Source organism: Halorussus marinus (assembly GCF_004521895.1).
GTDB lineage: Archaea > Halobacteriota > Halobacteria > Halobacteriales > Haladaptataceae > Halorussus > Halorussus marinus.
In genome coordinates this window covers 95,967-120,705 of record NZ_SBIR01000002.1, presented here as the reverse complement: position 1 = coordinate 120,705, position 24,739 = coordinate 95,967, and the positions used below count along the sequence as shown (strand labels likewise).

Below are 24,739 nucleotides of genomic sequence, written 5' to 3'. Positions count from 1 at the left end.
CGCCCGGTTTGAACGCTTCCGTTCGTGAATGGGAACCTACTCGTCGCTCGCCACACTGGTTCCGGTACCGAATGCCCGAGATGGAGATCTACCACGACCGACTCGCGGCCCAGTTGGACCGAGCCGACCGCGCACTCGCGGTCGTGACCGCGACGAAGCCCGACTTCTACAAGCAGGCGCCGCTGGTGACCGCGGCCGACCGGCGCGGCGTCCCGTGTTTCGTGCTCCACACCGGCCAGCACTACGACGACGTGCTCGGCCACGGACTGACCGAGTACGGCATCGAAGACCGGGTCGGGGCCGACCTCCGGGTCCGGGGCGACCTCTCGGAGAAGACCGCCCAGCTGATGCGGAAGGTCGAGCGGTTCGCCGAGACGCTCGACGAGCGGTACCCCGACACGACGGTGTTGCCGATCGTCCACGGCGACACCCTCGCGGCGGGGATCGTCCCGCAGGCGTGGCTGTTCGCGACGAACCAGCTGGTCGCGCACAACGAGGCCGGGCTCCGGGGGATGGCGCCGGTCGAACTGGAGCCGTCGGCCGACCCCGCCGAGGTCGTCGCCGCCCAGTGGGACGGCGAGTGGGAGCGCAACCGGACCGAGCCGTTCCCCGAGCAGTACGACACCTTCGTCGGCTCGGCGGCCGCGCTCTATCACTTCGCGCCGACCGACCTGAACCGCCGCCACCTCCGCGAGGAGGGCTATCCCGGCGCGGTCGACGGCCGCGAGCGCATCCCGGTGGTCGGAAACTCCGTGGTCGACGCGATCGAGGCGAAGAAAGACGCCGACCTCGACGAGAGCGTCTTCGACGTTTACCCGGTCTTAGAAGACCGCGACGACTGGATCCGGGTTGACATCCACCGCCGCGCGAATCTGCTCCCCGAGCGCTTCGAGAGCGTCGTCGACGCCGTGATCGGACTGGTCGAGGACGGCCACAACGTCAACTTCGTCGAGCTCACCGCGACCGAACGCGCCCTGCGCGAGTACGGGCTCCGCGAGAAGCTGGTCGGGCTCGCCGACGAGCGCGACAACTTCCTGTTCACCGGTCTGTGGAAGAAACACGCCCACGTCTACGAGTTCCTCGAATCGGGCCAGTGTTTCGCGGCGTTCACCGACTCGGGGAGCATGCAGGAAGAGCTCAACCACATCGACGAGGCGCTGTGTCTGACCGCGCGATTCAACACCGACCGCCCCGAGACGGTGTTCGACGCGAACACCAACCTGCTCGTCCCGCCCGTCTCGGGCGAGTTCGTCCGCGAGATGATCGAGCACGTCTACGACGACGACCGGACCCGCGAGCGCATGGCGGCGGGGCCGGCCCTCTACGGGAGCGACGTCGGCGACCGGATCGTGGAGTTCCTCGCCGACCGAACCGACGAGCGCCCGTTCGAGTGGGCCCACGAGCGACAGGGGTTCGAGACCGGAACCGACCGCGAGTTCGACTACCTGTAGCCCGCCTCAGAACACGAGCACCGTCGAGCCGACGAGAAACAGCGTCACCAGCAGGCGACCGACGCTCCCCGCGAACGTCGCCAGCGCGAACTTGCCGTAGTCCTCTTCGAGCACCGCGAACGCGTAGATGGAGATGGTGTCCGGGAAGAACGGCACCGAGAGCGCCAGCGCCATCCCGAGGTATCCCCACTTGCGGGCGAGCTTGACGGTGTTTTTCTCCGACCACTCGATGATGTCGAACCGCGATCGCCTGAGCGCGGCGATGATCGGCCCCGACTCTTTGGCCTCCTGTCCGATGTGGAACGCGAGCATGCTCCCGGCGGCCTTGCCGAGCCCGCTGATGACGATGATGACCGCGAGCTTGGCCGGCCGCGAGAGCCCGAGGTCGAGCGGCGCCGCGAGCACCACCTCGCTCACGCCGGGGAGCGCGAAGGCGATGAGAAACGAGTAGACGAAGATGATGACCAATCCGACCCACCCTGTCGCGGTCTCGACTGCGTGTTGGACCCACTCGAACGATCCGAGCGCGGGGATGTCGAGCAGCAGCGGCAGACCCAGACTAAACACGGCTCGTAGATGGGAAACCGCGGTCTTAGTTGTTGTGTCTCCCGGTGGCGAGCGCGACGGGCCGGCGCCGGCCGAGGCGGTGACGGCGCTCGCGAGAAACGCCGCGAGCGCGGTCCCCAGATCGTCCCGGCGGTCACGCCGCGTCGAGGTCGGCCACGAACGCTTCGAGCATCTCGCGGGTGACGTGGGGCATACAGACCACCCGGAGCTCGCCCGCGCCCGTCGGCGAGACCCGCCACCCCTCGGCCCGTAGCGACTCGACGGTCGCCGCCGGCACGTCGGCCGCGACGAGCGGGAGCACCGGCTCGATCGCGTCGTAGCCCCGCGATTCGAGGGCGTCGGCGAGCCACTCGGCGTTCGCGAGCCCGCGCTCGTAGTTGCGGCGGTAGCCGTCGGGCCACAGCGCGTCGAGCGCCGCGCGGGCGCCCGCGACCCCCGCGCCGCTCCGGGTGCCGGTCAGGCTGGCCTGGGAGGCCGAATCGAGGTAGGGCGTGTCGACCGCGAGCGCGTCGACGACCGCCTGCTCGCGGGCGAGGAACCCGCCCGCCGGAACCGGCGCCCGGCCCAGCTTGTGGGGGTCTATCGTCATCGTGTCGACCGGGGCGTCGGCGAAGTTCCAATCGCGGTCGGTAAACGGGAGGGCGAACCCGCCCCACGCCGCGTCGACGTGCACCAGCGCCCCGACCTCCTCGGCGACCGCGGCGAGGTCGGGAATCGGGTCCACGCGCCCGTACTCGGTGGTCCCCGCGACGCCGACCACGAGCGCGGTGTCGGGGTCGGCGAGCCGCCGGACCGCGGCGGGGTCGGCCCGGCGGTCGGCGTCGACCGGAGCGAGCCGCAGTTCGACGCCGAGTACGTCCGCGGCCTTCCGGAAGCTGAAGTGGACGCTCTCGGGGGCCACGACGTTCGGGGCGTCGGCGTCCGAGCGGTTCCGGGCGGCCCGCACCGCCTGGAGGTTCGCCTCGGTGCCCCCGCTGGCGACGTAGCCGTGGGGGTCCGAGAGGCCGGTGATCTCTCCCAGCGTCGCGACCACCTCCCGTTCCAGGTCGGCGACCGCGGGGTAGGTGGTTGGGTCGCCGGGGTTGCTCGCGAGGAAGCGGTCGGCGGCCGCGCGGGCGTCGGGGTGGGGCTCGGTACACATCGACGAGAGGACCCGCCCGAAGTCCTGCGGTTCGCGCTCCATGCGAGTAAAAATTGCCGGGATTCGTTTATCCGTTCCGTTCCCGACCGGCCTCGGGGCTCGGTCCGGCGTTGGGCCTTCGATTCGGAGCGATCCGGCGTAGAACGCGACTGCACTCGTGAAGACCGCGAGAACGGCGTCTGCCGGAACCGCGTCAGGCCTCGACCGCCAGCCCGGCCTCGCCGAGCGCCTCGTCGGCCGAGTAGCCCTCGTGGACCACGAGCGCGACGGCGTTCGAGAGCGCCTCGGGGTCGCCGTGCTGGAACATGGTCCTGCCCATCGACACCCCCGAGGCTCCGGCGTCCATCGCGCCCCGAACGTTTCGGAGCGTCGCGCGGTCGCCCTCGGGCTCGCCGCCCGCGATGATGACCGGCTTGGCGGTCGACTCGGTGACCCGCTCGAAGCTCTCGGCGTCGCCGCTGTAGGCGGTCTTCACGAGGTCCGCGCCGACCTCCTCGGCGAGTCGGACCGCGTGGCCCAGACTCTCCGCGTCGTGTTCGTCGACCCCCGGCCCGCGAGCGTAGGCCATCGCGAGCACGGGCATCCCGTACTCGTCGGCGGTGTCGGTGATCCGGGAGAGCGTTTCGAGCTGGTCGCGCTCGTAGTCGCTCCCGACGTTGATGTGAAACGAGACCGCGTCCGCGCCCGCCCGGACCGCTTCCTTGACGCTCCCGGTGAGCCGCTTGTCGTTGTTGTGGGGACCGATCGTCGTCGAGGCGTTGAGGTGGACGACGTAGCCTTTCCCGTTTTTGTTCGGGTGGACGCGGGGCGCGATGCCCTTCTGGGTGAGCACCGAGTCCGCGCCGCCGCGGGTCACCGCGTCGACGGTCGATTCGATGTCGACGAGGCCGTCGACGGCTCCGAGCGTGATGCCGTGGTCCATCGGGACCATTACGTAGTTTCCGTCTGTACCGATCCGGTCGAGTCGTGCCGCAGTTCCGGCGTCCATAGTATGTGAGTCTGTGGCAAGCGGCCGTTAAGTTCGTTCTGGTTCCGGTACTTTCTCCGCGCCCTCGACCGCGCCCGCCTTGAGTTCGCGGGCCTTGGCTTCGAGGCGGTCGGCCACGTTTTCCTGGGAGGCCACGATGTCCACGAACGCGCTCCCGACGATCACGCCGTCGGCGCCGCCCGCGACGATCTCGCGGGCGTGCTCGTGCTCGCTGATCCCGAACCCGACCGCCTTCGGCAGGTCGGCGGCGTCCAGCCGGTCGAGGCTGACGTGGGTCTCGTCGCTCACGTCCGAACGCGCGCCCGTCGTCCCGAGCCGTCCCTGCACGTAGACGAACCCGGAGGCCCGCGCGAGCATCCGGTCGAGCCGGTCGTCGGTCGTGGTCGGCGCGACCATGAAGATCAGATCGAGGCCGTGGGCGTCGCAGGCCTCCTTCAGCGGGTCGCTCTCGTCGACCGGGAGGTCGGGGACGATCAGCCCCGCGATGCCCGCCTCGGCGGCGGCCGCGACGAAGGGCTCGACGCCCCGGTCGTCGCCGTACTGGTAGATCAGATTGTAGTAGGTCATACAGACAAGCGGCACGTCGACGTCGAGGTCCGCGACGAGGTCGAGATACGTCTGGGGCGTCATGCCCGCCTCGAGCGCGCGCCGGATCGCGCCCTGAATCGTCGAGCCCTCCGCGATCGGCTCGGAGAACGGCAGGCCCAACTCGACGATGTCGGCCCCGCCCCGGACCAGCGCCCGGACGTACTCCTTCGTACTCTCGGCGTCGGGGTCGCCCGCCGCGACGTACGAGATGAGCGCGGGGTCGTCGTCGAAGGCGGCTTCTATCTCACTCGCCACCGTTGAACACCTCCATGCTCGGCGCGGCGTCGATGTCGCGGGCGTCGCTCTCCTCGATGACCGTATCGAGGTCCTTGTCGCCCCGCCCCGAGACGTTGACGACCACGAGGTCGCCCAGTTCGTCGGCGCTGTCGTCTCCGGGCTCGCTTTGCTCGCCGCTCGACCCGTCGGCGGTGTGTAGCGCCGCGCGCTCCAGATAGGCCAGCGCGTGGCTCGATTCGAGCGCCGGGATGATTCCCTCTAACTTCGAGAGCCGGTGGAACGCTTCGAGGGCGGCGTCGTCGCCGACGTTGACCGGCGTCACCCGGTCGTCGTCGACCAGATGTGCGAGCTCCGGGCCGACCCCCGAGTAGTCGAGCCCCGCGCTCACGCTGTGGGACTCGAGGATCTGGCCGTCGGGGTTCTGGAGGAGCTTGGTGCGCGCGCCGTGGAGGACGCCCTCCTCGCCCGCCGACAGCGACGCCGAGTGGGGCGCGAGGTCGTTCTCCTCGTCGATTGTCAGCCCCGAGCCGCCGGCCTCGACCGCGTAGAGGTCGACCGCCTCGTCGTCGACGAACTCGTGGAACGCGCCCATCGTGTTCGAGCCGCCGCCGGCGCACGCGACCACGCTGTCGGGGAGCCGGCCCGCTTTCTCGCGGATCTGCTCGCGGGCCTCCTCGGAGATGACCGACTGGAAGTCCCGGACCATCTGGGGGAACGGGTGCGGGCCGACGATCGAGCCGATCACGTAGTGGGTGTCCTCGACGTTGGTCGCCCAGTCGCGCATCGTCTCGTTGATCGCCTCCTTGAGCGTGCCCGACCCCATCTCGACGGGGTTGACCGCCGCGTCGTGGATGCGCATCCGGAAGACGTTGGGGCGCTGGCGGTTGATGTCGGTCCGGCCCATGTAGATCTCGCAGTCGATGTCGAGGTGGGCCGCCGCCATCGCGGTCGCGGTGCCGTGCTGGCCGGCGCCGGTCTCGGCCACGATGCGGTCTTTGCCCATGTACTTCGCGAGCAGGACCTGCCCGAGCGCGTTGTTGAGCTTGTGGGCGCCCCCGTGGAGCAGGTCCTCGCGCTTGAGGTAGATCTCTCGATCGTACCGCTCGGAGAGGGCGTCGGCGCGCTGGAGCGGCGTGGGCCGGCCGCCGAAGTCGGCCAGCCGGCGCCGGAACTCGTCGACGAAGCCGTCCTCGTTTTTCAACACGTACCGCTCGTACGCGTCGGTCAGTTCCTCGACGGCGGGCATCAGCGCCTCGGGGACGTACTGGCCGCCGTAATCGCCGAACTTGGGTTCGCTACTCATGCGTGTGTCAGCCTCCGTGTGTTCTCGGTCACCGTTTCGAGGGCGTCGCCTTCGCCGTCCGCGACGCCGTCCATGATCGCCGAGCCGACCAGCAGCGCGTCGGCGCCGGCCGCTCGCATCCGCCGGGCGTCGTCGGGGGTCGCGATCCCGCTCTCGGCGACCAGCGTCACGCCGTCCGGGACGTGGGGCGCGACCGACTCGAACGTTTCGAGGTCGACCGCGAGCTTCGCCAGATCGCGGTTGTTCACGCCGACGATCTCGGCGCCCGCCTCGATCGCCCGTCTGAGCTCCGCGCGGTCGTGGACCTCGACGAGCACCTGAAAGCCACGGGCCTTCGCGGCGGCGACCAGCCCGTCGAGGTCGTCGACGAACCGCGCGATGAGCAAGACCAGATCCGCTTCGACGGTGTCGAGTTGGGCCGCTTCGAGCAGAAAGTCCTTCCGGAGCACGGGCACGTCGACCGCCGCTCGGACCCGCCGGAGGGTCTCGGGCGAGCCGCCGAAGTGTTCGGGCTCGGTCAGCACCGAGAGCGCGGCCGCACCGCCGTCGATCATCCGCTCGGCGAGCGCCACGGGGTCGGCCTCGCGGGTGCCCGCCGTGGTCGGGCTCGTCGGCTTGATCTCCGCGACGACCGGGAGGCGGCCGTCGGCCTCCGCCGACGCGACCGCGTCCGGGAACGATCGAGCGTCGACAGACAGTCGGTCGGCGTCGGGGTCGCCCCGGTCCTCCGCGGCCCGCAGGATCGATCTGACCGCGGGCGCGAGCGCGTCGTTTTCGTCCATCATTGTGCATTAACGGACGGAATTGTACATAAGGCTTGCGTCTGTCCGGGCCCGCCCGCGGAATCTTCAAGTCCGAACCGCTCGAAGCGGCGGGCATGGACGAGATGGACGACGTCGCCGGCATCTACGCGCGAGAATCGTCGTACCTCGACCGATACGTCCAACTCGGCATCGCGAGCGGGCGGGTGCTCAGCGTCTCGTTTCCCGACTCGCCCGACGAGGAGGCGATCGAGGACCACGACCTGCTCGACCGGATCGCCGACTATCTCGGGGGCGTCGAGGACGACTTCTCGGACGCGGAGGTCGCGCTGACCGTGCCGACGACCCAGCGGGCCGTGCTAGAGCGCGTCCGCCGGGTCCCGTACGGCGACCAGATCACCGTCGAGACGCTGGCGCGGATGACCAGCGGCGTCGACCACACCGACGAGGCGGACCTCGACGCGGTCCGGACCGCGCTCGCCGAGAACCCCGCGCCGCTGGTGATCCCGGACCACCGGGTGCGCGACGGGCCGAGCGCCGCGCCCCCGAGCGTCGAGCAGAAGCTCCGGTCGCTGGAGGGGCTGTAAGACACCTTTTTGGGCCTCGGGTGTCCTCGCTCACGCCGTTCGCTGTGGGCACCTCGGCGCAAAAATCTGGACCAAAAAGACCGACCGCGAACGCGGTCGGTGAAACGCCACACTCCGTTCGGCGTACGCCGGCGACTACCGCTCTTCGGAGTCCAGCACCCGGATCTGGTCGCCCCGGACCGTCACCGGAATCGGGACCGTGGCCTCGTACAGTTCGACGGTCACCTGGTCTTTGCCCTCGTCGATGCGCTGGACCTGGGCCTTCTCGCCCTTGAACGGGCCGGCGATGAGTTCGACGATGTCGCTCTCGGCGATCCCCTCGACGTCCGGGGTCGGCGACAGGAAGTGTTCGACCTCCGAGATGTCGCTCTTGCCCGGCACGATGCTCTGGGCGTGGGGGATCTCTTCGAGGACCCGGCTGATGGCGGCGTCGTCGTCGGCCTCGACCATCACGTAGCTCGTGAGCGAGTCGGGCGCGAGCGCGGCGTGGATCTCGGGCTCCTCGCGGTTGATGATCATATCTGCGACGGTGCGTTCCTGGCTCGCGGTCGTCTTGACGGCGTACATTGGCATCCGAGATCACCTACGAGGGGAGGAAGCTCATGACCGCGAAGATGAGGAATCCGAGCAGGCCGACCAGCACGATTCCGGCGCCGGCGATCTTCGAGATCTTCGAGAACTCCTCCCACGACGGCGTGCTGGCGAGCTTCAGCACGCGGACGTACGACGAGAGGTCTAGCTTGACATCCATGTTATCGGGGGTTAGAGAGCGAGGGTTTTCTATCTATTGTTCTGGGGCGGGGGCGGCGATCGACAGAGCGGGAGAGACGCGGGGCAGGGCGATCGGGGGGAGCGCTACTCGACGTAGTCGATGTCCTGGAGCTTCTGGTCGGCCTTGGCCTGCTGGGCCTCGTTGCGGCCGTAGATCTGGGGCGACTCGACGCCCGTGACGACGATCATCGTGCGCATCTCGCCGTCGAGTTCCTCGTCGATGGAGGTCCCCCAGATGATGCGGGCGTCGGGGTCGATCCGGTCGTAGATCTCCTCGACGACGCCCTCGGCCTCCTCGATCGACATGTCGTTGCCGCCCGTGACGTTCACCAGCGCGGAGTTCGCCCCGGAGATGTCGACGTCGAGCAGGGGAGAGCGGAGCGCCGACTTCACCGAGTCCTGGGCCTTGGCGTCCGAGTCGCTCTCTCCGAGCCCGATCATCGCGACGCCGCCTTTCTCCATGACGGTCCGGACGTCGGCGAAGTCGAGGTTGACGAGTCCGGGCTTGGTGATGAGTTCGGTGATGCCCTTGACCGACCGCATCAGCACCTCGTCGGCGACCTTGAACGCTTGGCGGACGGGGAGCTTGCCCACCGAGTCGAGCAGTCGGTCGTTGGGGACGACGATGACGGTGTCAGAGACGTCCCGGAGCCGTTCGAGGCCGGCCTCGGCGTTGGTCCGTCTGACCTCCCCCTCGGCGGTGAACGGCGTCGTCACGATGGAGATGGTGAGCGCGCCCGACTCGCGGGCGGCCTTCGCGACGACCGGGGCCGACCCCGTACCGGTCCCCCCGCCCAGACCCGCGGTGACGAACACCATGTCCGAGCCGTCGATGGCGTCGTAGACCTCGTCTTGGCTCTCGAGGGCGGCCTCCTCGCCGACCTGCGGGAGCGATCCGGCGCCCCGGCCCTGGGTCTTCTGTTCGCCCATCAGGATCTTGGTGTCGGCCTCGATCTCGACGAGGTGCTGTACGTCGGTGTTTGCGGCCACGAGCTTCGCGCCGTGGATGCCCTCCTCGGCCATGCGGTTGACCGTGTTGCCGCCGGCGCCGCCACAGCCGACCACCGTGATGTCGGTCTGGAGGTCCTGCAGAACGTCTTTCAGCTCCTCGTCGGTCATCGTTCCCGACGGGGTCACGTCTTGGGCGGCTCCCCCCGAAGTGGGCTGCCGGGAGGGCTCCTCGTCCTCCTCGGCTTCCTCGATGGCGTCTTCGACTAGCGAGTCCATGCTGAAGTTGGCTTGAGAACGGAGCTTAATTATCTTTCCCCTCTTCGTCGGACGAATGTCTGACGATTTCTGATATTTCCGGCCCGCCGGGAGGTCAAACCGGGAATTCGTGAACGCGCTCGGTCCGGACCGCCTCGGGGTCGATCTCCCGGTCGCCGAGCGTCACCGTCTCGCCGGCGGACAGTTTCCCGAACGCGGGACCCTCGGGGACGCCCAGCGTCTCGGCCTTCTCGGGATCGAAGGCGACCTCGCGCGCGAGGATCGCCCCGTCCGATCGTTCGATCGAGTCGTACTTCCGGGCTAGCACGTCGGCCAGCGCATCGACGATCGCGTCGCGGTGGGCGGTCGCCCGGACCGCGACCGGGCCCGCCGCGCGGCTGGCGCCCTGCTCGGTCTCGAACGCGAGCGCCCGGGACGCGACCGCCTCCCGGACCGCGTCGGGGTCGATCCCCTGGGCCTCCGCGAGCAGTTTCCCGGGGAGCCCGACCACCTCGTAGTCGGCGTCCGGGCCCGCCCCGGTCGCCGGGTCGCCGAACCGAAGCCCCTCGGCGACCGACGCGAGGTCGGCTTCGAGGGCCTCGACCAGCCCGAGGGCGACGCCGGTCGTCTCGCGGAGCCACGTCTCGCTCACCACGTCGTAGCCCAGATCCGCGATCGCGGCCGCCAGTTCCGGGCGGTCGCCGTCGACCACCGCCCGGTCGGCCCCGCTCGCCGCGAAGGCCCGCCCGAGCACGTCGCGGTTCGCCTCGGGCGCGCCCATCGCGTCGAGCACCCAGTCGGCCGCGACGTGGCCGACCGCCCAGTCGGTCTCCCGGACGATCCGCTCGACCCGGGGTGCGTAGTGGCCGCCGCCGAACGCGACGACCTGTCGGTCGCGGTGGGGCTCGACTCCCTCCAGGTCCAGCACCGCACGGGCGACCGCTCGCGCGCCCTCGGGGTCGTCCCACTGGGGCTCGTCGCTACCCAACTCGACGAACATCGAGGGGACGCCGACCGACGACGGGCCGTGGTGGGTGCACTCGGTGCCGACCTCGTAGCCGCCGGGCGCGTGCTCGTCGAACGCCGCGAGCAGTTCGGCGTGGGCGTTCGGGCACGCCTCGGCGAGTCCGCCCGCGGTGCCCCCGAACTCCGCCGGTCCGAAGTTCCCCGTGAAGTGAGCGGTGAGAAGCGGGCCGGTCTCCCCCGAGTGTCGGGAGACGAACACCAGCAGATCCGGGGTCGCTCGCGAGCCCGCCGGCTCGCCGAAGGCGTCGGCGACGTCCTCGATTTCGAGGTGGAGGTCGTCGAACGTCCGGAGTTCGAACCCGTCGCGTCGGTAGTAGGTCCCGCCGCCCGCGCCGTCGGGCCGGGCGTCGTCCTCCCGGGGCTCCCAGTCGGCGAGTTCGAGCAGGCGGTCGCCGATGTGCTCGGACGCCGAGTCGGCTCTGCTGACGACGATGGCTATCACGGCCACACGTAGGGTCCGAGCCGGGGAAAAGCGCGTCGGAAGGCGCTACGGGATCGCGTGCGAGCACGTCCCCGCCTCGACGTCTCGAAGATGGAATCGGTCGCGGAGCCATCTCTCCGGGCCCGAACGACCGGCTCAGTCGGCGTGCTCGGGCGATTTCGAGCGACCCGGCAGGGCGCTCCGGGCGTTCGCGGCGGTGCGACCGAAGATTCCCCGGACCTCGTCGCGACGCACGACGAACAGCGCCGCACCGATCGCGAGGTACACCGCGGTGTACGCGTAGAGAATGAGGATACTGAGCTCGGTGGCCGCCGGCTCGGCCGTAGTCCGGATCACGTAGAACTCCGCGAGCACCTGCGAGGCGAACAGCACGAGCACCACCACCGCCTCCCGGACGCTGATCTCGAAGTTGGCGAGCACGCCGAGCGCGAAGAAGCTCTGGGCCGCCGTGATCCAGATCTCGGCCTGCTGTTTCTCGTCGAACGGGAGCGCGCCGACCGACCCCGCCGCGATGCTGTAGACGACCGCCAAGGTCCCGATGAGCAGGGTCCACTGGTTGAGCTTCGAGGAGATGAGCGCGTTGAACCCCGCGGTCGACCGGGCCTTGTTGACGAGGTAGGCGACGACGATGAGCTCGGGCGACTCAGACGCCAGCGGCGCGATCCACTGGATCATGAAGAACGGCGGGATCCCGAGCGCCAGTCCGATCTCCTCCAGCCCGTGGGCGAACGGGTGGACTGCGGTGTAGATCATCGCGCCCGAGTAGCCAAACAGCAGGAGGACGCTCGCGATCCGGCGCCCCTTGGGGAACGACTGGAGGTACGCCGGGATGCCGACCTGCTCGTCGTGGTCCTCGACGTCACCCCGGATGATGATGCCGATGTAGACCGCGTAGATGCCGACGAGAACGATCGTGTCGACGATGCCGATGCCCGCGCCGAACGGAACCACGAAGGCGTAGGCGGTCGCGGCCAGCAGGAAGGCGATCTCGGTCGCGAGGTTGCGGTCGAGCTGGACCGTGCTCCGCAGGAAGCCGGGCTTGCGGACGACCGCGGGGTCCGCCGAGCTCAGCGTGCGGTAGACGGTGAACAGCGCGATCCCCGACCAGCCGAGGCCGATGAGGATCCGGTTCGCGCCGGTCATGTTCGCGACCGCGAGGTTGGCGGCCTCGATCCCGCGCTCGGTGCCGACGTTGGCCCCGGCGGTCCACGCGTAGAGGGCGTCGACCGCGTACTCCGGGGCGACCGCCAGCACGGCGAGGATCGCGATCGCGAACGCCCGCGGGACGTCTTTCTCCGCGGTCTCGGCGCCCCACGCGAGCAGAAACGAGGCGCCGAGCACCGCCACGCCCGAGATCGCGACCGTGCCGAGCGTGCCGACCGCCTCGGCCGAGCCCGTGGCGTAGATCCCCAGCCACGGCACCGTCAGTAGAACCGTGGCCGCGACTGCGGTCAGCGGATGGCGGAGTCGAGCAGACATAGCGTTCCGCGTGGATAGACCGGGCGGAAAGGTAGGTTTTGCGCTCCGAACCGACGACGGTGCGCGCTCGCCCCGGCCGGCTCAGGGGAGCAGGAAGTAGACGAACACCGCGTAGCCGCCGAGCAACGCGACGCCGTTCGGTCGGGAGATCCGCCGGCTGGCGGCCATCAGCGCGATCGCGCCGACGGTGAACCCGATCAGGACCGGGAAGTGAAACGACTGGACGCTCGGGGCGACTCTGAGGGGGTCGACGACCGCGAGGACGCCGATAACCGCGAGCACGTTGTAGATGTTGCTCCCGATGACGTTGCCGATGCTGAACTCGGCCTCGCCCCGGAACGCGCTCACGACCGAGGTGGCGAGTTCCGGGAGCGACGTGCCGAACGCGATGACGGTCAGGCCGATGAAGAGGTTGCTGAACCCGTAGGCACGCAGGAGGTTCGTCGAGCCTTCGAGCAGTCCCATCGACCCCCCGAGCAGGCACACGCCCGCGCCGAGCAAGACCACGCCGTCCCGCACGGTAGCCGAGGCGCTGTCGTCGATCTCGACCTCCTCGGTGACCGCGACCTCGCCCTGCTGGGAAGTGTAAAACAGGTAGCCGGTGAACCCCGCCAGAAGCGCCAGCAACAGCGCGCCGTCGAGCGCGCCGAGCGAGCCGTCGAGCCCGAGCACCACGAGCAGCGCCGCGGCGGCGAACATGAACGGCCCGTGTTTCATCAGCACGTCCCTGTTGACGTTCATCGGCCGGACGAGCGCCGACGCGCCCAGCACCAGTCCGATGTTGGCGATGTTCGACCCGAGGATGTTCCCCAGCCCGATGTCGTCGCCGATGCCGATCGAGCCGACGGTGCTGACGAACAGCTCCGGGGCGGTCGTGGCGAACGCGACGATCGTGACCCCGACGGTCGCGGGGTTGATGCCGAAGCCGACAGCGAGCTTCGAGGCGCTGTTGACCAGCAGTTCCGCGCCGAGGTACAGAAACAGGATGCCCCCGAGGAGGAGCCCGAGATCGAGTAGCGGGCCGGTGGCGATCGCGAGTGGAGCCAGTGACATTTAGCGCTTCTTTCTGTGGGGGTGGTTAAAGTTCATCGAAACGCCGCGACCGAACCAACCGGGGGAACTATCGGGCTCGGCGCGCTCGGCCCAGACATGGACGTGTTCGGCCTGCTCGGCAACCCCGTCGGCCACTCGCTGTCGCCGCCGATGCACGAGGCGGCCTACGACGAACTCGGCCTCGACGCCCGCTACGTCACCTTCGAGCCCGACCCCGACGACCTCGGGGCCGCGATCGAGGGCGCGCGCGCGCTCGGGATCGCGGGACTCAACGTCACCATCCCGTTCAAGGAGGCGGCCCTCGATCGGGTAGAGCCCGACGACCTCGCGGCCCGGATCGGCGCGGTCAACACCCTCGATTTCTCCGACGCCGGGCCGGGCGACCCCCCGACCGGTCACAACACCGACGCCGCGGGCGTCCGGCGGGCGTTCGCCCACCACGACGTCCGACTCGCAGACCGGCACGCGGTCGTCGTGGGCGCCGGCGGGGCGGCGCGGGCGACCGCGTTCGCGCTCGCCGACGCGGGCGCGACCCTCCACGTCGCCAATCGGACCGCCGACCGCGCCGAGGCGCTCGCGGCAGACGTGGGGCGGGCGACCCCCTCGGCGTCGACCGCGCCGACCGCCGGCGGACTCGACGACCTCGACGACCGGGTGGCGGCGGCCGACGTGGTGGTCAACGCCACCAGCGTCGGGATGGAAGAAGACCGATCGCCGGTCCCGGCCGACGCGCTCCACGCCGATCTGGCGGTGCTCGATGCGGTGTACCGGCCGCTCGACACCAGACTGCTCCGGGAGGCCCGCGAGCGGGGCGCGACCACCGTCGACGGGGCGTGGATGCTCCTCTATCAGGGCGTCGAGGCCTTCGAACGCTGGACCGGACTGGACGCGCCCGTCGACGCGATGAACGCGGCGCTCCGGGCACGACTTTAAGTAGTCCGGTCGTCTACTGTCACGCAAATGGGACTGCTCACCAAGCTGAAGTCGTTGCTCGGACTCGACGATGACCGCTCGCAGGTGCGCCGCACCGACTCGGGCGTCACCATCGAGCGCGAACCGGAGGCGTCGCCCGACACCGAGACCGAGAGCGCGGTCAAAGGCGTCGACGCGGGAGCCGAGGAGTCCTTCGAGGCGACCGACGAGTCCGAGACCGATGCGGACAGCGCGGAGACCGGCATCTCGACCGAGGACGTGACCACGGCGCCGGCGGCCCAGAGCACGGAGAGCCAGACCGACGACGCCGCCGAGCCGGCCGAAGCGGTCCAGCCGTCCACGGAGGCCGCACAGCCGACACAGACGGCGGGGACCGAGCCCGAGCCGACGCCGGAGCCGGACGTCGACGGCGACGACGAGGACGAAGCGACCGACGACGGGCTCGACGAAGAAGCGACCGACGACACCGAAGACGAGGAAGTCGCCGACGACGAGGACGAAACGATCGACGGGGCCGGCGAGGAACCAGACGACCACGAAGAAACAGCCGACGAACAGGCGCCCGCCGACGAAAAAACGGACGACGAGGCGGAAGCCGACGACGAGCCGGCCGCCTCCGACGAACAGCTCGGCGAGGGCGAACCCCTCGACGACATCAAGGGGATCGGCTCGGCGTACGCCGAGCGGCTCAACGACGCCGGCGTCGGCGACATCGCCGAGCTCGCGAGGGCCGACCCCGAACAGCTCGCGGCCGAGACCGGCGTCTCCGAGAAGCGAATCGTGACGTGGATCGACCGCGCGAAGGCGCGGTGATCGCTCCGACTCGGCGACCGCGGTTCGCCGGCTGTGGTCTTCGAACCGCTTTTGTAGGCCGCCTCACTACCTCTCTCCAATGACGCGTATCGTCGTGGTCGACAACCACGGGCAGTTCACCCACCTCGAACACCGGACGCTTCGCGACATGGGGGTCGACACCGAGATAATCGACAACACCACGCCCCCGGAGGAGATCGACGCCGACGGGCTTGTCCTCTCGGGCGGTCCCGACATCGACGACGCCGGCAACTGCGCCGACTACCTCGAACTCGACGTGCCCGTGCTGGGCATCTGTCTCGGGATGCAACTCATCGCCGACGCGCTCGGCGGCGCGGTCGGCGAGGGCGACTACGGCGGCTACGCCGACGTGACCGTCGACGTTCTGGACGACGACGACCCGCTGGTCGGGTCGCTCGCGCCCGAGACCCGGGTCTGGGCCAGCCACGCCGACGAGGTCAAAGCGGTCCCCGACGGCTTCGCCCGGACCGCCGAAAGCGACGTCTGCGGCGTCGAGGCGATGAGCGACCCCGACCGGGACCTCTACGGCGTCCAGTGGCATCCGGAGGTCGCCCACACCGACGAGGGCGAGGAAGTGTTCGAGAACTTCGAAGCGATCTGCGAGTAGCATCTTTTAACCGTTCGGTCGCGTATCCTCCGCGTATGTCAGCGACGCAGGGCGATCTGGCGAGCCTGTCGCGGTACATCTTCCGCGCGCCTCGCTGGTACGCCAGCGTGGGCTTCGCGCTCCTCGTCGCCGCGGTCGCGGGCGTCGGCGCGTTCGACGCCGGCTACGTGCTGGAGGACGCCTGGCAGGGCGTGTTCTTCATCGGCGTTCCGACCGTGGTCGCCAGCCTGCTCACCACGCCGGTCGACCGACGGCTCGGCGGCCAACTCACCTACAACCGATCGTCGTTGCTCGCGCTGACCTGCGAGGGCGTCGTCGTCGCGGTGATGGCGGCCGCGGGCGCGGCCACGGTCCTGTTCGAGGGGCTCGATCAGGGGTTCGTCTTCGACGCGCTCATCGTCGCGCTCGCGTCGGTGTTCGCGCTCCGACTGCTGGTCGTCCTCGCCATCTCCGGGACGTCGGTCGTCGTCGCCGCGATCCCGGCGAGCGTCCAGACCGCCGCGGCCGCGGTGCTCGTGTTCATCTACAGCGGCACCATGCAGTACCTCTACGTCGGCGGCGGCCCGCTGGTCGAGACGTTCATCGACATCACGATGACACGGGCCGCCGAGGCGCCGCCGGAGCTCGGCGCCATCGTCGCGGTCGACTTCGTGCTGTTGGGTCTGCTCTGTCTGCTCTACGGGGTGGCGGTCTGGGCGTTCGTCCGGTTCATCGACCGGCCGTGGGAGCGCAGTCTCGGGGTGAGCATGCTCGATTTCCTCCGCGGGTTCGTCGGCCACCTCGCGGAGGGGACCGACGAGCTCGAGGACTTCTTCGAACAGATCGGCGAGGAGGCGGTCGTGCCGGTCACGGTACTGGCGTTCCGCCGACGAGACCACACCGAGAAGGCCCGGTTCGTGTTACCGATGATCCACCCGGGGCCGATGGGCGAGATCGGGGGCGGCAACCTCCCCAAACGAGTGGCCGAGACCGCGGACGGGCTCGGGTTCCCGCCCCACGCGACCGCCGGCCACGACTTCAACCTCGTCACCCAGCGCGAGCTCGAATCGGTGATCGAGACCGCCGAATCGGCCTACGACGACATCGAGTACGGCGAGACGGCGACGCCGCCGGTCCGATCGCAGGTCGGGGACGCGAAGGTGTTCGGACAGGCGTTCGGCGACGACCTCCTGTTGACCGCGACCTACGCCCCGGGGTTCGCCGACGACATCATGTACGCGGTCGGCCTCTCGGCCGCCGCGGAGGCCCGATCGAGCGGCTTCGACGACGTGCTGTTGGCGGACGCACACAACTCCAACGACGGGCTCAGCGACGTGGAGGACCTCGGCCACGTCTACCCCGGGAGCGAGCGATCGTTCGACCTGATGGCGGCCGCCCGCGAGGCCGCGACCGAACTCGACGAGACGACCCAGCGCCCGATCCGACTCGGCACCGCGTGGGACCCCACCGAGTGGGAGCCCCGCGAGGGGATCGGACCGCTCGGGGTCCGGGTCGCGGTGTTCGAGATCGGCGACCGGACCGCCGCCTACGTGCTGGTCGACGGCAACAACATGGAGCCGGGGCTTCGCGATCGCATCATCGCCGCCATCGAGGGCGTCGACGACGCGGAGGTGTTGACCACAGACAACCACGTCGTCAACACGGTCGAGGCCGAGAATCAGGTCGGATCGTCGATCTCCCAGGACGAACTGGTGGCGCTGATCGCCGACCTCGTCGCGGAGGCCCGCGCGGACTGCGAGCCCGTCGAGGCCGGGATGGCGACCGAGCGCGCCGCGGTCACGGTCTTTGGCAACGACCGAACCGAGACGCTGGCGAGCCACGCCAACGCCGTCGTCTCGATGGGCGGGGCGCTGGCGGGCGCCGTCATCGTCGCCGCGATGGCGATCAGCCTCGTGATCTTCTTTTTGACCTGATCGCGGCGGGCTCTCGACGCCGCCGCTGGCGATCTCGAGACGCTCCGACCCGACGCCGAAAAAACGCCGCGAGTACCCCTACCCGCGGTGTTCGAACTGAGTCCGAGGCAGGAGAATATACTTTGTGGTCTCGGTGGCCGCGACCACAGCCGGCGCTCTGGAGCGAGAAACGTCGCCGGAAGGCGACGGCGGTCAGCCGTCGGCGTCGGCGAATAGGTCGTCGACCGCCGAACGCGCCGCGAGGGCGGCGTCCTCGGCGACCTGGTCTTCCTCGTCGCGGGCGTCGGGAACGTTGAGATACACGTCCACGTCGAGGATCCCGTCTTCGAACGTGACCGTCACGTCGAAGTCTTTCACCGCCGACTGCTTGAACCGGGCGAAGATGACGCCTTCGGCGGCCTCGGCGGCGGTCTGGACGACCTCGTCGTCGCTGGGCATCTATGCGCCGCCGGCGCCGCCGCCCATGCCGGGGCCCTGCGGGCCGCCGGGGCCGCCACCGCCGCCCAGCATCTGCTGGAGCTCCTGCTGGAGGCTCTCGAACTGCTCTTGAACGCGCTCTTCCTGTTTCTGGAGGGTCTCGACGCGGATTTCGAGGCTGTCGACCTTCTCTTCGAGGTCGTCCTGGGCCTCGTCGTAGCCGGTCTTGACGAGCAGTTCGCCGACCTCGCGGTACATCGTCGTCTCCTCGTCGATGTCCTCGAGCTCGTCGAGGGCGGTCTGGGCCTCGGTGAGCTGGGTCTCGGCCTGGTTCTTCTGGGCGGCGACCTGCTGGGCCGTCTCCTGAAGGTCCTGCAGATCTTCGAGTTTCTCTTGTGCTTCCGGTGGCAGATTACCCTGCATACGTCGATGGATGCTCCCCGGACTGAAAAACCCCCGCTTTCGGGTCCGGCGGCGCTGACCGGCGGTCGTCCCGGACTCGGCGATCCGGCGCGCGGGCGCTCGTACGCCGTCGGGAGTGGCCGCCGATCGAGCCCGAACTCACGCGGCCGCGGTCGTCCGCTCGGCCACCTCGACCAGCGACCCCCACGAGTTCAGCCCCGCTCGGAGCGCCACGAGGTCGTCGGCGACCACGCGGACCGCGACGGTCGCGCCCTCTCGGGAGACGCTCGCGGCCGACCGGTCGCCGTCGATCTCGCCGACCTCCCGGGAGACCGCGCGGGCGACGGTCCGGGCGCGGCTGGTCGATTCGTACGAAAAGCGGAGAACGGCGTCGTGCGGGCGGTCGCTCATGCGGGGGCGCGGACGCTCAGTTGACGCTGACTTCCTTGACGTCGCGGCTCCGCTCTTTCAGTAGCACGCGGTGGCCACAGTACGGACAGCGGACGCCGCCGTACTCGTCGAGTTCGACGTCGCGCTTGCACCGCGAACACTTGTAGCTCATTCGTCGCTTTCGTCGTCGCCGAGCGCGGCCCGGATGGATCGGGTGACGGTGCGACCGGCGGGCGTCTCGGGGCGGTAGGTGCCGCCGGCGAACTTGTAGTCGCACTTGCCACACTGCCAGATGCCGGTGCCCTTCCGGTCGACGGCGTCCGAGCCGCACTCGGGGCAGGCGTGGTCGTCGTTCATGTCGCTCTCGATGTCGGCGACGCGCCTGCGAGCGACGCGCCCGTATCGCGCTCCGAACCGCCCGGCGCTGCCGGTACGGCTCTGAGTGTCTTCGGCCATAGTACTGCGAATTTATCCGGGCGCGCTCATAAAGCCTTTGAGTCGAGGCGGCGCTCAGTCGGCCGCGCCCGGCGGATCGAACAGTTCGTGACCGATGACCGCGAGCGACGCCACCAGCCCCGCGATCGCGCCCGGAAGCCCCGTGAGCTGTCCCACCAGATACCCGCCCCCGGAGAGCAGCGGTATCGCCGCGAGGACCGCGTCGTAGTAGCTGACCATCGCGTAATTAGATATAATTACTTCCCACAAGAAGCTTGCGGCGCTCGATGCGGACCGCCGCCGACGTAGCGTGCGCTGAACGCCTTCGGAACCCGTTTTTCGAACGGAGAACTCGACCCGGGATCGCCTACTGCAACTCCGCCTCGGTCAACACGTCGTTGAGGTCGGCCCTGACGCGCTCGCCGGTCTCGCGGTCTTTCGCGGTCGTGACGATCCGGTTTTCCTGCACGCTGGAGCCGTCCCGGAGCAAGAGTCGGACGTTGCCGTTCTCGCCGGCCCGGGTCGCCTTCGCGCGGATGCCGGTCCGGCTCCCCGAACCGCCGGCCTCGATCGGTCCCGGGATCACCTTCTTGACGTGCGGGTGGCCCGCGACCGTGTGGACGACCTTCCGGCCGGTGCGGCCCCCGATCAGCGTCGAGTGGCTCCCGCCGATCTTCTCGGCCGGCGGGGTCTCGACCACCTCCAGCGCGCGGTCGCCCCGGCGGGACTGGACCGCCGCCACGGGGTCGTCGTCCTCGACCCGGTAGAACGAGTAGCGCAACTGCCCGCGGGTCGCCCGGAGCACGTCGCGGTCGCCCGCCGCGTACACCTCCTCGGGGCGCTTTCGCCGGACCTCGTCGGCGACCCGCCCGGCGAAGTTCCGGAGTTCGACGACGCCCTCCTCGCCGCCGTCCTCGGGGGTGGTCGTGACGATGGTCTCGCCGACTACTTCCTCGCCGTCGAGCATCGTGAGCGTCGCCCGGTCGCGGTCGAGGTCCAGCACCACGGCGTCGGCGTTGGGCGTCCGACAGACCAGACAGTAGTCGCCCGGTCGTTCCAGCGGGGACGCACACTGCCGACACTCCATAGTCGGGTCCTAGCCGCGGGCGGGATTTAACCCCGGTGTTTCGCGTCGCGCCGATCGACTCCCGTCGGGCGCCCCGACGCGCGGCTCGCCTCGGCGACCCAGCCGGCGGTCGCTCACTCGTCGGCGGGATCGGTCTTCAGAAACTCCCGGAGCACGACGGTCGCGTACGAGCCCTTCGGGAGCGAGAACTCGAAGGTCACCGCCTCGTCTTCGATCGCGACGTCGAGGTCGGTCCGCACGAGGACGGGCCGACGGGTCCCGGTCGAGTCGAACTCTCCCGGCAGGTCGAAGTCCCCGGGACTCAGATCGAGATCATCGAGCACCTCGCGCTCGATCTCGCCGGGCTCGCCCGCCCCGAGTTCGGTCGCGGTCCCGACCAGCGGCGCGGTCACGAACGCCCGGCCGCGCTCGCAGTGGCGCGCGACCGTCTCGACCCGGCTCTCGGTCACGCGCTGTTCGCGGTCGGTGTCGGGCACCGTCAGCCCCGAGACGGTCTCCGAGAAGCAGACCACGTCGCCGGCGACCGGCCGGTCGAACGGGAGCCCGCGTTCGAGGCGCTCGCTCAGGATGCGGTTGAACGCGTACGACTGGGCGGCGTTGACGAACAGCCGCTGGAGGTTCGATGGCACCGCTTCGAGCGCCGCCCGGAAGTCCTCGGGGGCGTCGCCGCCGCGCTCGGCCAGCCGGTTCGCCATCGCGCGCTCGAAGCCGAGCCGCCGCGGGAGCGCCTCGACCACGCCCCGCCAGTCGCGGGCCGCGAAGGCGTCTGCGGCCTCCCGGCGCGCCCGCCGGGTGTCTTCGGGCTCGGTCTCGTAGGGTTCGACGACGTACGCCCGGACCGCCGCCTCCCACTCGCCGCGGACGACGGCGAGCCCGACCTCGTGGGTGACCGGCCGGTGGCTCCCGAACCGCTGTTGGCCGAAGAAGTCCGGGACGCCGACGGTCCCGGGGTCGCCCCCGCCGAACGCTTCGAGTTGCTCGCGGACCGCCGGGGCGTTGGCGGGGCGATCGGCGTCCCGGACGGTGATCTCGAAGGCGTTGCCCGCGAGGTCGCCGAACTCCAGCCCGCGGCCCGCGCGCCCGACGACGTCGAGGTCGACGTCCCGGACGTCGAGGCCGTCGAGGTCCTCCGCGTCGACCTTCCGGAGGCTGAACAGCTGGGTCGTCACCGCGTGCTTGTCCTTGGTGCCGGCCCACGAGACGCGCTCGCGGCTGATCCCCAGCGCGTCCGAGAGCCGTCTCGCGAAGTCGTTGGTGTCCCACCCACGGAGAGTCGCCCGGACCACGAGGTAGGGGTAGGCGCCCGGGTCGGCGCCGACCGGTTCGGCGTCGAACCGTTCGACCTCCCGGACCCGGAAGTCGGCGTCCTCTTCGCGGATGTGGCCGCCGACGCCGTCGGCGTCGCTGACGAAGTGCTCGATCCCGACCGCCCGCTCGACTGGGTACGCCTCGCGCATTCGTCGGCCCTTGGTCGAGGAACCGCTTGTATCTGGCTTCCGCCGACGGCCGACGATCCCGCTCCGAGTCGCGGGTCGGCGAACGCGTCGCCGCGTCGGTGTTCGACCGCGATCGCGTTCACTCGGTTAATCAATACCCGCTCGATCGTGAAAAGCTCGCAAGGGTTTCCGTCTCGAGTCACAAATAGAGCTGATGTCCGATACAAACCGACCCGGAGCGACCGACGCCGAGAACGGGCTTCGAACCACTGAGACGGCCGACGACGCCGCGCTGAACCAGGCGTTCGACGTGCTCGGTGATCGGCGCCGGCGCACGGTCCTCGAAACGCTGTACGCGGCCGACGAGCCGGCCCGCTCGATCGAGGACCTCGCCGGTGTCCTCGCCCGCGGTCCCGACGGCTCCGATCGGGAGCGCGCACTGGTCGGGCTCCACCACAGCACCCTACCGCGGCTGGCCGACGAGGGCGTCGTCGATTTCGACCCCCGAACCGACGTCGTCCGCTATCGCGGGACCGATCCGCTCGACGAGCTTCTGGACGTGCTCGTCGACGAGTCCGACTGCCCGGATTAGTACAGCGAGAGGTCGCCCGTCACCTTGTCGACGAGCTCCTCGTCGGCGGGACCGACCGCGAGCGCGGTGACGGTGCCCGGGTCGAGTTGGGTGTGGCCCGCGTCCCGGACCACGGCGTGGGCGAGCCCTTCGGCTCGCGCTTTCTCGGCGAGCTCGAAGATCCGGTCTTCGCCGTCGGCCTGCAGGACGATCTTCTTCTGGCCGCCGCCTTTCCACTCTTTGCGGGCCTTGGTTCCGGTCTCCTCGTAGGCCGACAGCGAGGCGTGGGCGACCTGCGCGGCGAGCTTTCCCTGTCCCATGCCGATGTCCGTTCGGGCGACGATGGCCTGTTTCATGTCCGCTCGAACGCGGTCGGCCGTTAAATCGGTGACTACTCGAACCGGCGGTGGCGTTCGGGCTGAAACACGCCCGCGACCTCCCGACGCGCCCGGCGGCGTTCGCCGGGGGGACCGTCGCGCTCGCCGGCCTGCTCGTCTCGCTCGCCTGAGAGACCGGATTATTTAGGCACCCTCGCACTAACTGCCGGGTATGATACTCTCGGACGCGGACATCCTCGACCGGATGGAGGCCGGCGATCTCGTCGTCGACCCCCTCGACGACCCGGACCTCCAGATCCAGCCCGCCAGCGTCGACCTCCGACTGGGTCGGGAGTTCCTGGAGTTCCAACGTACTAACATCTCCTGCATCCACCCCGACAGCGAGCAGGAGATCTCCGAGTACGTCTCCGAGACGGTCGTCGAGGAGGGCGAGGAGTTCATCCTCCACCCCGGGGACTTCGTGCTCGGCACCACCAAAGAACGCGTCGAGATCCCGGCCGACCTCATCGCCCACGTCGAGGGCCGGTCGTCGTTCGGCCGGCTCGCGGTCGTCATCCACGCCACCGCCGGGGTCGTCGACCCGGGCTACTGCGGTCAGATCACCCTCGAACTCTCGAACCTCGGCACCGCGCCCGTGGCGCTCAAACCGGGCACTCGGATCTCCCAGCTCATCTTCACCGAGCTCCGGACCGCCGCCGACCGCCCCTACGGCGAAGAGCGGGGCTCGAAGTATCAGGACCAGTCGGGCCCGCAGGCCTCCCGGATCGGCGGCGACCACGAGTTCGGCGGCGACCAGAAGGCCCCCGACGGGTCGGGTGACTCCCGATGAGGTTCGTCGAGGAGATCGTCGTCGAGGAGTTGCTTCCGACGGTGCGGTCGATGCTGGCCGAGGACCTCCGCGAGCGCGGGCTCACCCAGAGCGAAGTCGCGGACCTGCTCGGCATCTCCCAGAGCGCGGTCTCGAAGTACGCCAACGGCGAGGTCGAACGCAACGACCGGGTGCTCCGGGACGACCGGGTCGAGTCCCTCGTCGCCCGGGTCGGCGAAGGGCTCGCCGAGGGGACGATGAGCCGAGTCGAGGCGCTGGTCGAGATCGAGGTGCTGGTCCGTCGGCTCGAAGACCGCGACCTGCTCGCGGAGATCCACGAGCTCCAGATGCCCGAACTGTCGGGCTACGGCGGCGACTTCAACGTCCACGATCCGGAGGGCGACCTCCGGGTGACCGAACGCGTCCGGTCGTCTCTGAGGCGCGGGCTGACCATCGTCGAGAGCGCCAGCGGGTTCGCGTCGCTCATCCCGGCGGTCGGATCGAACCTCTGTGAGTGTACGCCCGACGCCGACGGCATCGACGACGTGGCCGGCGTCCCGGGCCGGATCTTCGACGTGAAGGGCCGGGCGACGATCCCCTCCGAACCGGAGTTCGGCGTGAGCGAACACGTCGCCTCCGTCCTGCTGGCGGCACGGGCCAACGGCAGCGACGCGCGGGCGGCGATGAACCTCCGCTACGACCCCGATCTGGTCGCGGCCCTGCGCGACCTCGGCCGCGAGACCGCGGCGTTCGACGCCGAGTACGACGACCTCGACGCCGCGGTCGGCGCCGCCCTGCGCGAGACGCCCGGCGCGACCGTCCTCTATCACACCGGCGGCTACGGGATCGAGCCGATCACCTACGTCCTCGGCGACGACGCCGAATCGGTGGCCGAGACCGCCCGCGACCTGCTGTGAGACGCGGCCGGGCGCCGTGACGGCGTCGGCGGGACGACCGCACGCCGGTCG

General features: G+C 69.8%; 30 protein-coding genes. 9 read left to right on the top strand and 21 right to left on the bottom strand.

The features are described 5' to 3' along the window. Positions 1–71 precede the first annotated feature (71 nt). The gene (locus tag EPL04_RS02860; RefSeq protein WP_134669243.1) at positions 72–1,451 is read left to right on the top strand and encodes a UDP-N-acetyl glucosamine 2-epimerase; all 1,380 of its coding nucleotides are present in this window, start codon (positions 72–74) and stop codon (positions 1,449–1,451) included. A 6-nt stretch (positions 1,452–1,457) separates the two neighbouring features. Here the strand turns inward: EPL04_RS02860 and EPL04_RS02855 are convergent, their stop codons facing one another. The 6 genes from EPL04_RS02855 to trpC form a co-directional block, all read right to left on the bottom strand. Further along, on the bottom strand, positions 1,458–2,009 hold the full coding sequence (locus EPL04_RS02855; protein WP_245154520.1) for a YqaA family protein: 552 nt from the start codon (positions 2,007–2,009) through the stop codon (positions 1,458–1,460). 142 nt (positions 2,010–2,151) lie between these two features. Beyond that, complete coding sequence (gene mfnA / locus EPL04_RS02850) at positions 2,152–3,201, bottom strand: tyrosine decarboxylase MfnA (RefSeq protein ID WP_134669241.1); 1,050 nt, start codon at positions 3,199–3,201, stop codon at positions 2,152–2,154. A gap of 151 nt (positions 3,202–3,352) precedes the next feature. Then, on the bottom strand, positions 3,353–4,147 hold the full coding sequence (locus tag EPL04_RS02845; RefSeq protein WP_134669239.1) for a 2-amino-3,7-dideoxy-D-threo-hept-6-ulosonate synthase: 795 nt from the start codon (positions 4,145–4,147) through the stop codon (positions 3,353–3,355). 27 nt (positions 4,148–4,174) lie between these two features. Next, positions 4,175–4,990: a tryptophan synthase subunit alpha gene (trpA, locus tag EPL04_RS02840; protein WP_134669238.1), complete on the bottom strand. Its 816-nt coding sequence runs from the start codon at positions 4,988–4,990 to the stop codon at positions 4,175–4,177. Further along, entirely contained in the window at positions 4,980–6,275 is a 1,296-nt protein-coding gene (trpB, locus tag EPL04_RS02835; RefSeq protein WP_134669236.1) for a tryptophan synthase subunit beta, read from the bottom strand. The genes trpA and trpB overlap by 11 nt, the downstream gene beginning before the upstream one ends. Then, positions 6,272–7,057 (bottom strand): indole-3-glycerol phosphate synthase, encoded by a 786-nt coding sequence (gene trpC / locus EPL04_RS02830; RefSeq protein WP_134669682.1) that lies wholly within the window; start codon positions 7,055–7,057, stop codon positions 6,272–6,274. Before trpC ends, trpB begins: the two co-directional genes overlap by 4 nt. A 104-nt stretch (positions 7,058–7,161) precedes the next feature. Between trpC and EPL04_RS02825 the strand changes: the two genes are divergently transcribed. Further along, on the top strand, positions 7,162–7,623 hold the full coding sequence (locus EPL04_RS02825; protein WP_134669680.1) for an MGMT family protein: 462 nt from the start codon (positions 7,162–7,164) through the stop codon (positions 7,621–7,623). 135 nt (positions 7,624–7,758) lie between these two features. Here EPL04_RS02825 and EPL04_RS02820 read toward each other — a convergent pair whose 3' ends face one another. The 6 genes from EPL04_RS02820 to EPL04_RS02795 all read right to left on the bottom strand — a co-directional run bounded on the left by EPL04_RS02820 (position 7,759) and on the right by EPL04_RS02795 (position 13,600). Further along, positions 7,759–8,196: a transcription elongation factor Spt5 gene (locus EPL04_RS02820; RefSeq protein WP_134669235.1), complete on the bottom strand. Its 438-nt coding sequence runs from the start codon at positions 8,194–8,196 to the stop codon at positions 7,759–7,761. A 10-nt stretch (positions 8,197–8,206) separates the two neighbouring features. Then, the gene (locus EPL04_RS02815; RefSeq protein WP_134669233.1) at positions 8,207–8,374 is read right to left on the bottom strand and encodes a protein translocase SEC61 complex subunit gamma; all 168 of its coding nucleotides are present in this window, start codon (positions 8,372–8,374) and stop codon (positions 8,207–8,209) included. A gap of 104 nt (positions 8,375–8,478) precedes the next feature. After that, positions 8,479–9,621 (bottom strand): cell division protein FtsZ, encoded by a 1,143-nt coding sequence (gene ftsZ / locus EPL04_RS02810; protein WP_134669232.1) that lies wholly within the window; start codon positions 9,619–9,621, stop codon positions 8,479–8,481. A gap of 94 nt (positions 9,622–9,715) precedes the next feature. Beyond that, positions 9,716–11,068 (bottom strand): D-aminoacyl-tRNA deacylase, encoded by a 1,353-nt coding sequence (locus tag EPL04_RS02805; RefSeq protein ID WP_134669230.1) that lies wholly within the window; start codon positions 11,066–11,068, stop codon positions 9,716–9,718. 135 nt (positions 11,069–11,203) lie between these two features. Beyond that, positions 11,204–12,547, bottom strand: a complete 1,344-nt coding sequence (locus tag EPL04_RS02800; protein WP_134669228.1) for a sodium:calcium antiporter — start codon at positions 12,545–12,547, stop codon at positions 11,204–11,206. Between the two features lie 81 nt (positions 12,548–12,628). Continuing rightward, positions 12,629–13,600, bottom strand: a complete 972-nt coding sequence (locus EPL04_RS02795; protein WP_134669226.1) for a calcium/sodium antiporter — start codon at positions 13,598–13,600, stop codon at positions 12,629–12,631. 96 nt (positions 13,601–13,696) lie between these two features. Here EPL04_RS02795 and EPL04_RS02790 point away from each other — a divergent pair, with 96 nt between their 5' ends. The 4 genes from EPL04_RS02790 (at position 13,697) to EPL04_RS02775 (ending at position 17,887) form a co-directional block, all read left to right on the top strand. After that, entirely contained in the window at positions 13,697–14,533 is an 837-nt protein-coding gene (locus tag EPL04_RS02790) for a shikimate dehydrogenase (protein ID WP_134669225.1), read from the top strand. A gap of 27 nt (positions 14,534–14,560) precedes the next feature. Continuing rightward, entirely contained in the window at positions 14,561–15,346 is a 786-nt protein-coding gene (locus EPL04_RS02785; protein ID WP_134669223.1) for a helix-hairpin-helix domain-containing protein, read from the top strand. A 79-nt stretch (positions 15,347–15,425) separates the two neighbouring features. Next, positions 15,426–15,974, top strand: a complete 549-nt coding sequence (locus EPL04_RS02780) for a GMP synthase subunit A (RefSeq protein WP_134669221.1) — start codon at positions 15,426–15,428, stop codon at positions 15,972–15,974. A gap of 35 nt (positions 15,975–16,009) precedes the next feature. Beyond that, positions 16,010–17,887, top strand: coding sequence for a DUF2070 family protein (locus EPL04_RS02775; RefSeq protein ID WP_134669219.1), 1,878 nt, complete (start codon positions 16,010–16,012; stop codon positions 17,885–17,887). Between the two features lie 192 nt (positions 17,888–18,079). On the opposite strand, the gene EPL04_RS02770 is transcribed toward EPL04_RS02775, so the two are convergent. From EPL04_RS02770 to truD, 8 genes are all read right to left on the bottom strand, one after another. Then, positions 18,080–18,325 (bottom strand): DUF3194 domain-containing protein, encoded by a 246-nt coding sequence (locus EPL04_RS02770; RefSeq protein ID WP_134669217.1) that lies wholly within the window; start codon positions 18,323–18,325, stop codon positions 18,080–18,082. Continuing rightward, positions 18,326–18,727 (bottom strand): prefoldin subunit beta, encoded by a 402-nt coding sequence (locus EPL04_RS02765; RefSeq protein WP_134669215.1) that lies wholly within the window; start codon positions 18,725–18,727, stop codon positions 18,326–18,328. It abuts the gene before it with no gap. A 138-nt stretch (positions 18,728–18,865) separates the two neighbouring features. Next, positions 18,866–19,117 (bottom strand): KEOPS complex subunit Pcc1, encoded by a 252-nt coding sequence (locus tag EPL04_RS02760; protein WP_134669213.1) that lies wholly within the window; start codon positions 19,115–19,117, stop codon positions 18,866–18,868. A 16-nt stretch (positions 19,118–19,133) separates the two neighbouring features. Continuing rightward, positions 19,134–19,268, bottom strand: a complete 135-nt coding sequence (locus tag EPL04_RS02755) for a DNA-directed RNA polymerase subunit P (RefSeq protein WP_134669211.1) — start codon at positions 19,266–19,268, stop codon at positions 19,134–19,136. After that, the gene (locus EPL04_RS02750) at positions 19,265–19,552 is read right to left on the bottom strand and encodes a 50S ribosomal protein L37ae (RefSeq protein ID WP_134669210.1); all 288 of its coding nucleotides are present in this window, start codon (positions 19,550–19,552) and stop codon (positions 19,265–19,267) included. The genes EPL04_RS02755 and EPL04_RS02750 overlap by 4 nt, the downstream gene beginning before the upstream one ends. 54 nt (positions 19,553–19,606) lie before the next feature. After that, positions 19,607–19,771 carry a hypothetical protein gene (locus EPL04_RS18590; RefSeq protein WP_167599398.1) on the bottom strand — a complete coding sequence of 55 codons (165 nt, stop codon included), beginning with the start codon at positions 19,769–19,771 and terminating at the stop codon, positions 19,607–19,609. A 127-nt stretch (positions 19,772–19,898) separates the two neighbouring features. After that, positions 19,899–20,618: a DUF2103 domain-containing protein gene (locus EPL04_RS02745; protein ID WP_134669208.1), complete on the bottom strand. Its 720-nt coding sequence runs from the start codon at positions 20,616–20,618 to the stop codon at positions 19,899–19,901. 113 nt (positions 20,619–20,731) lie between these two features. Further along, positions 20,732–22,075, bottom strand: coding sequence for a tRNA pseudouridine(13) synthase TruD (gene truD / locus EPL04_RS02740; protein ID WP_134669206.1), 1,344 nt, complete (start codon positions 22,073–22,075; stop codon positions 20,732–20,734). A gap of 193 nt (positions 22,076–22,268) precedes the next feature. On the opposite strand from truD, the gene EPL04_RS02735 reads away from it, so the two are divergent. Next, positions 22,269–22,646, top strand: coding sequence for a DUF7344 domain-containing protein (locus tag EPL04_RS02735; RefSeq protein WP_134669204.1), 378 nt, complete (start codon positions 22,269–22,271; stop codon positions 22,644–22,646). On the opposite strand, the gene pth2 is transcribed toward EPL04_RS02735, so the two are convergent. Beyond that, positions 22,643–22,981: a peptidyl-tRNA hydrolase Pth2 gene (gene pth2 / locus EPL04_RS02730; RefSeq protein ID WP_134669202.1), complete on the bottom strand. Its 339-nt coding sequence runs from the start codon at positions 22,979–22,981 to the stop codon at positions 22,643–22,645. The genes EPL04_RS02735 and pth2 overlap by 4 nt on opposite strands. 193 nt (positions 22,982–23,174) lie before the next feature. Between pth2 and dcd the strand changes: the two genes are divergently transcribed. Then, positions 23,175–23,792, top strand: coding sequence for a dCTP deaminase (dcd, locus tag EPL04_RS02725; RefSeq protein ID WP_134669200.1), 618 nt, complete (start codon positions 23,175–23,177; stop codon positions 23,790–23,792). Then, positions 23,789–24,688, top strand: coding sequence for a thiamine-phosphate synthase family protein (locus EPL04_RS02720; RefSeq protein ID WP_134669198.1), 900 nt, complete (start codon positions 23,789–23,791; stop codon positions 24,686–24,688). Before dcd ends, EPL04_RS02720 begins: the two co-directional genes overlap by 4 nt. Positions 24,689–24,739 lie beyond the last annotated feature (51 nt).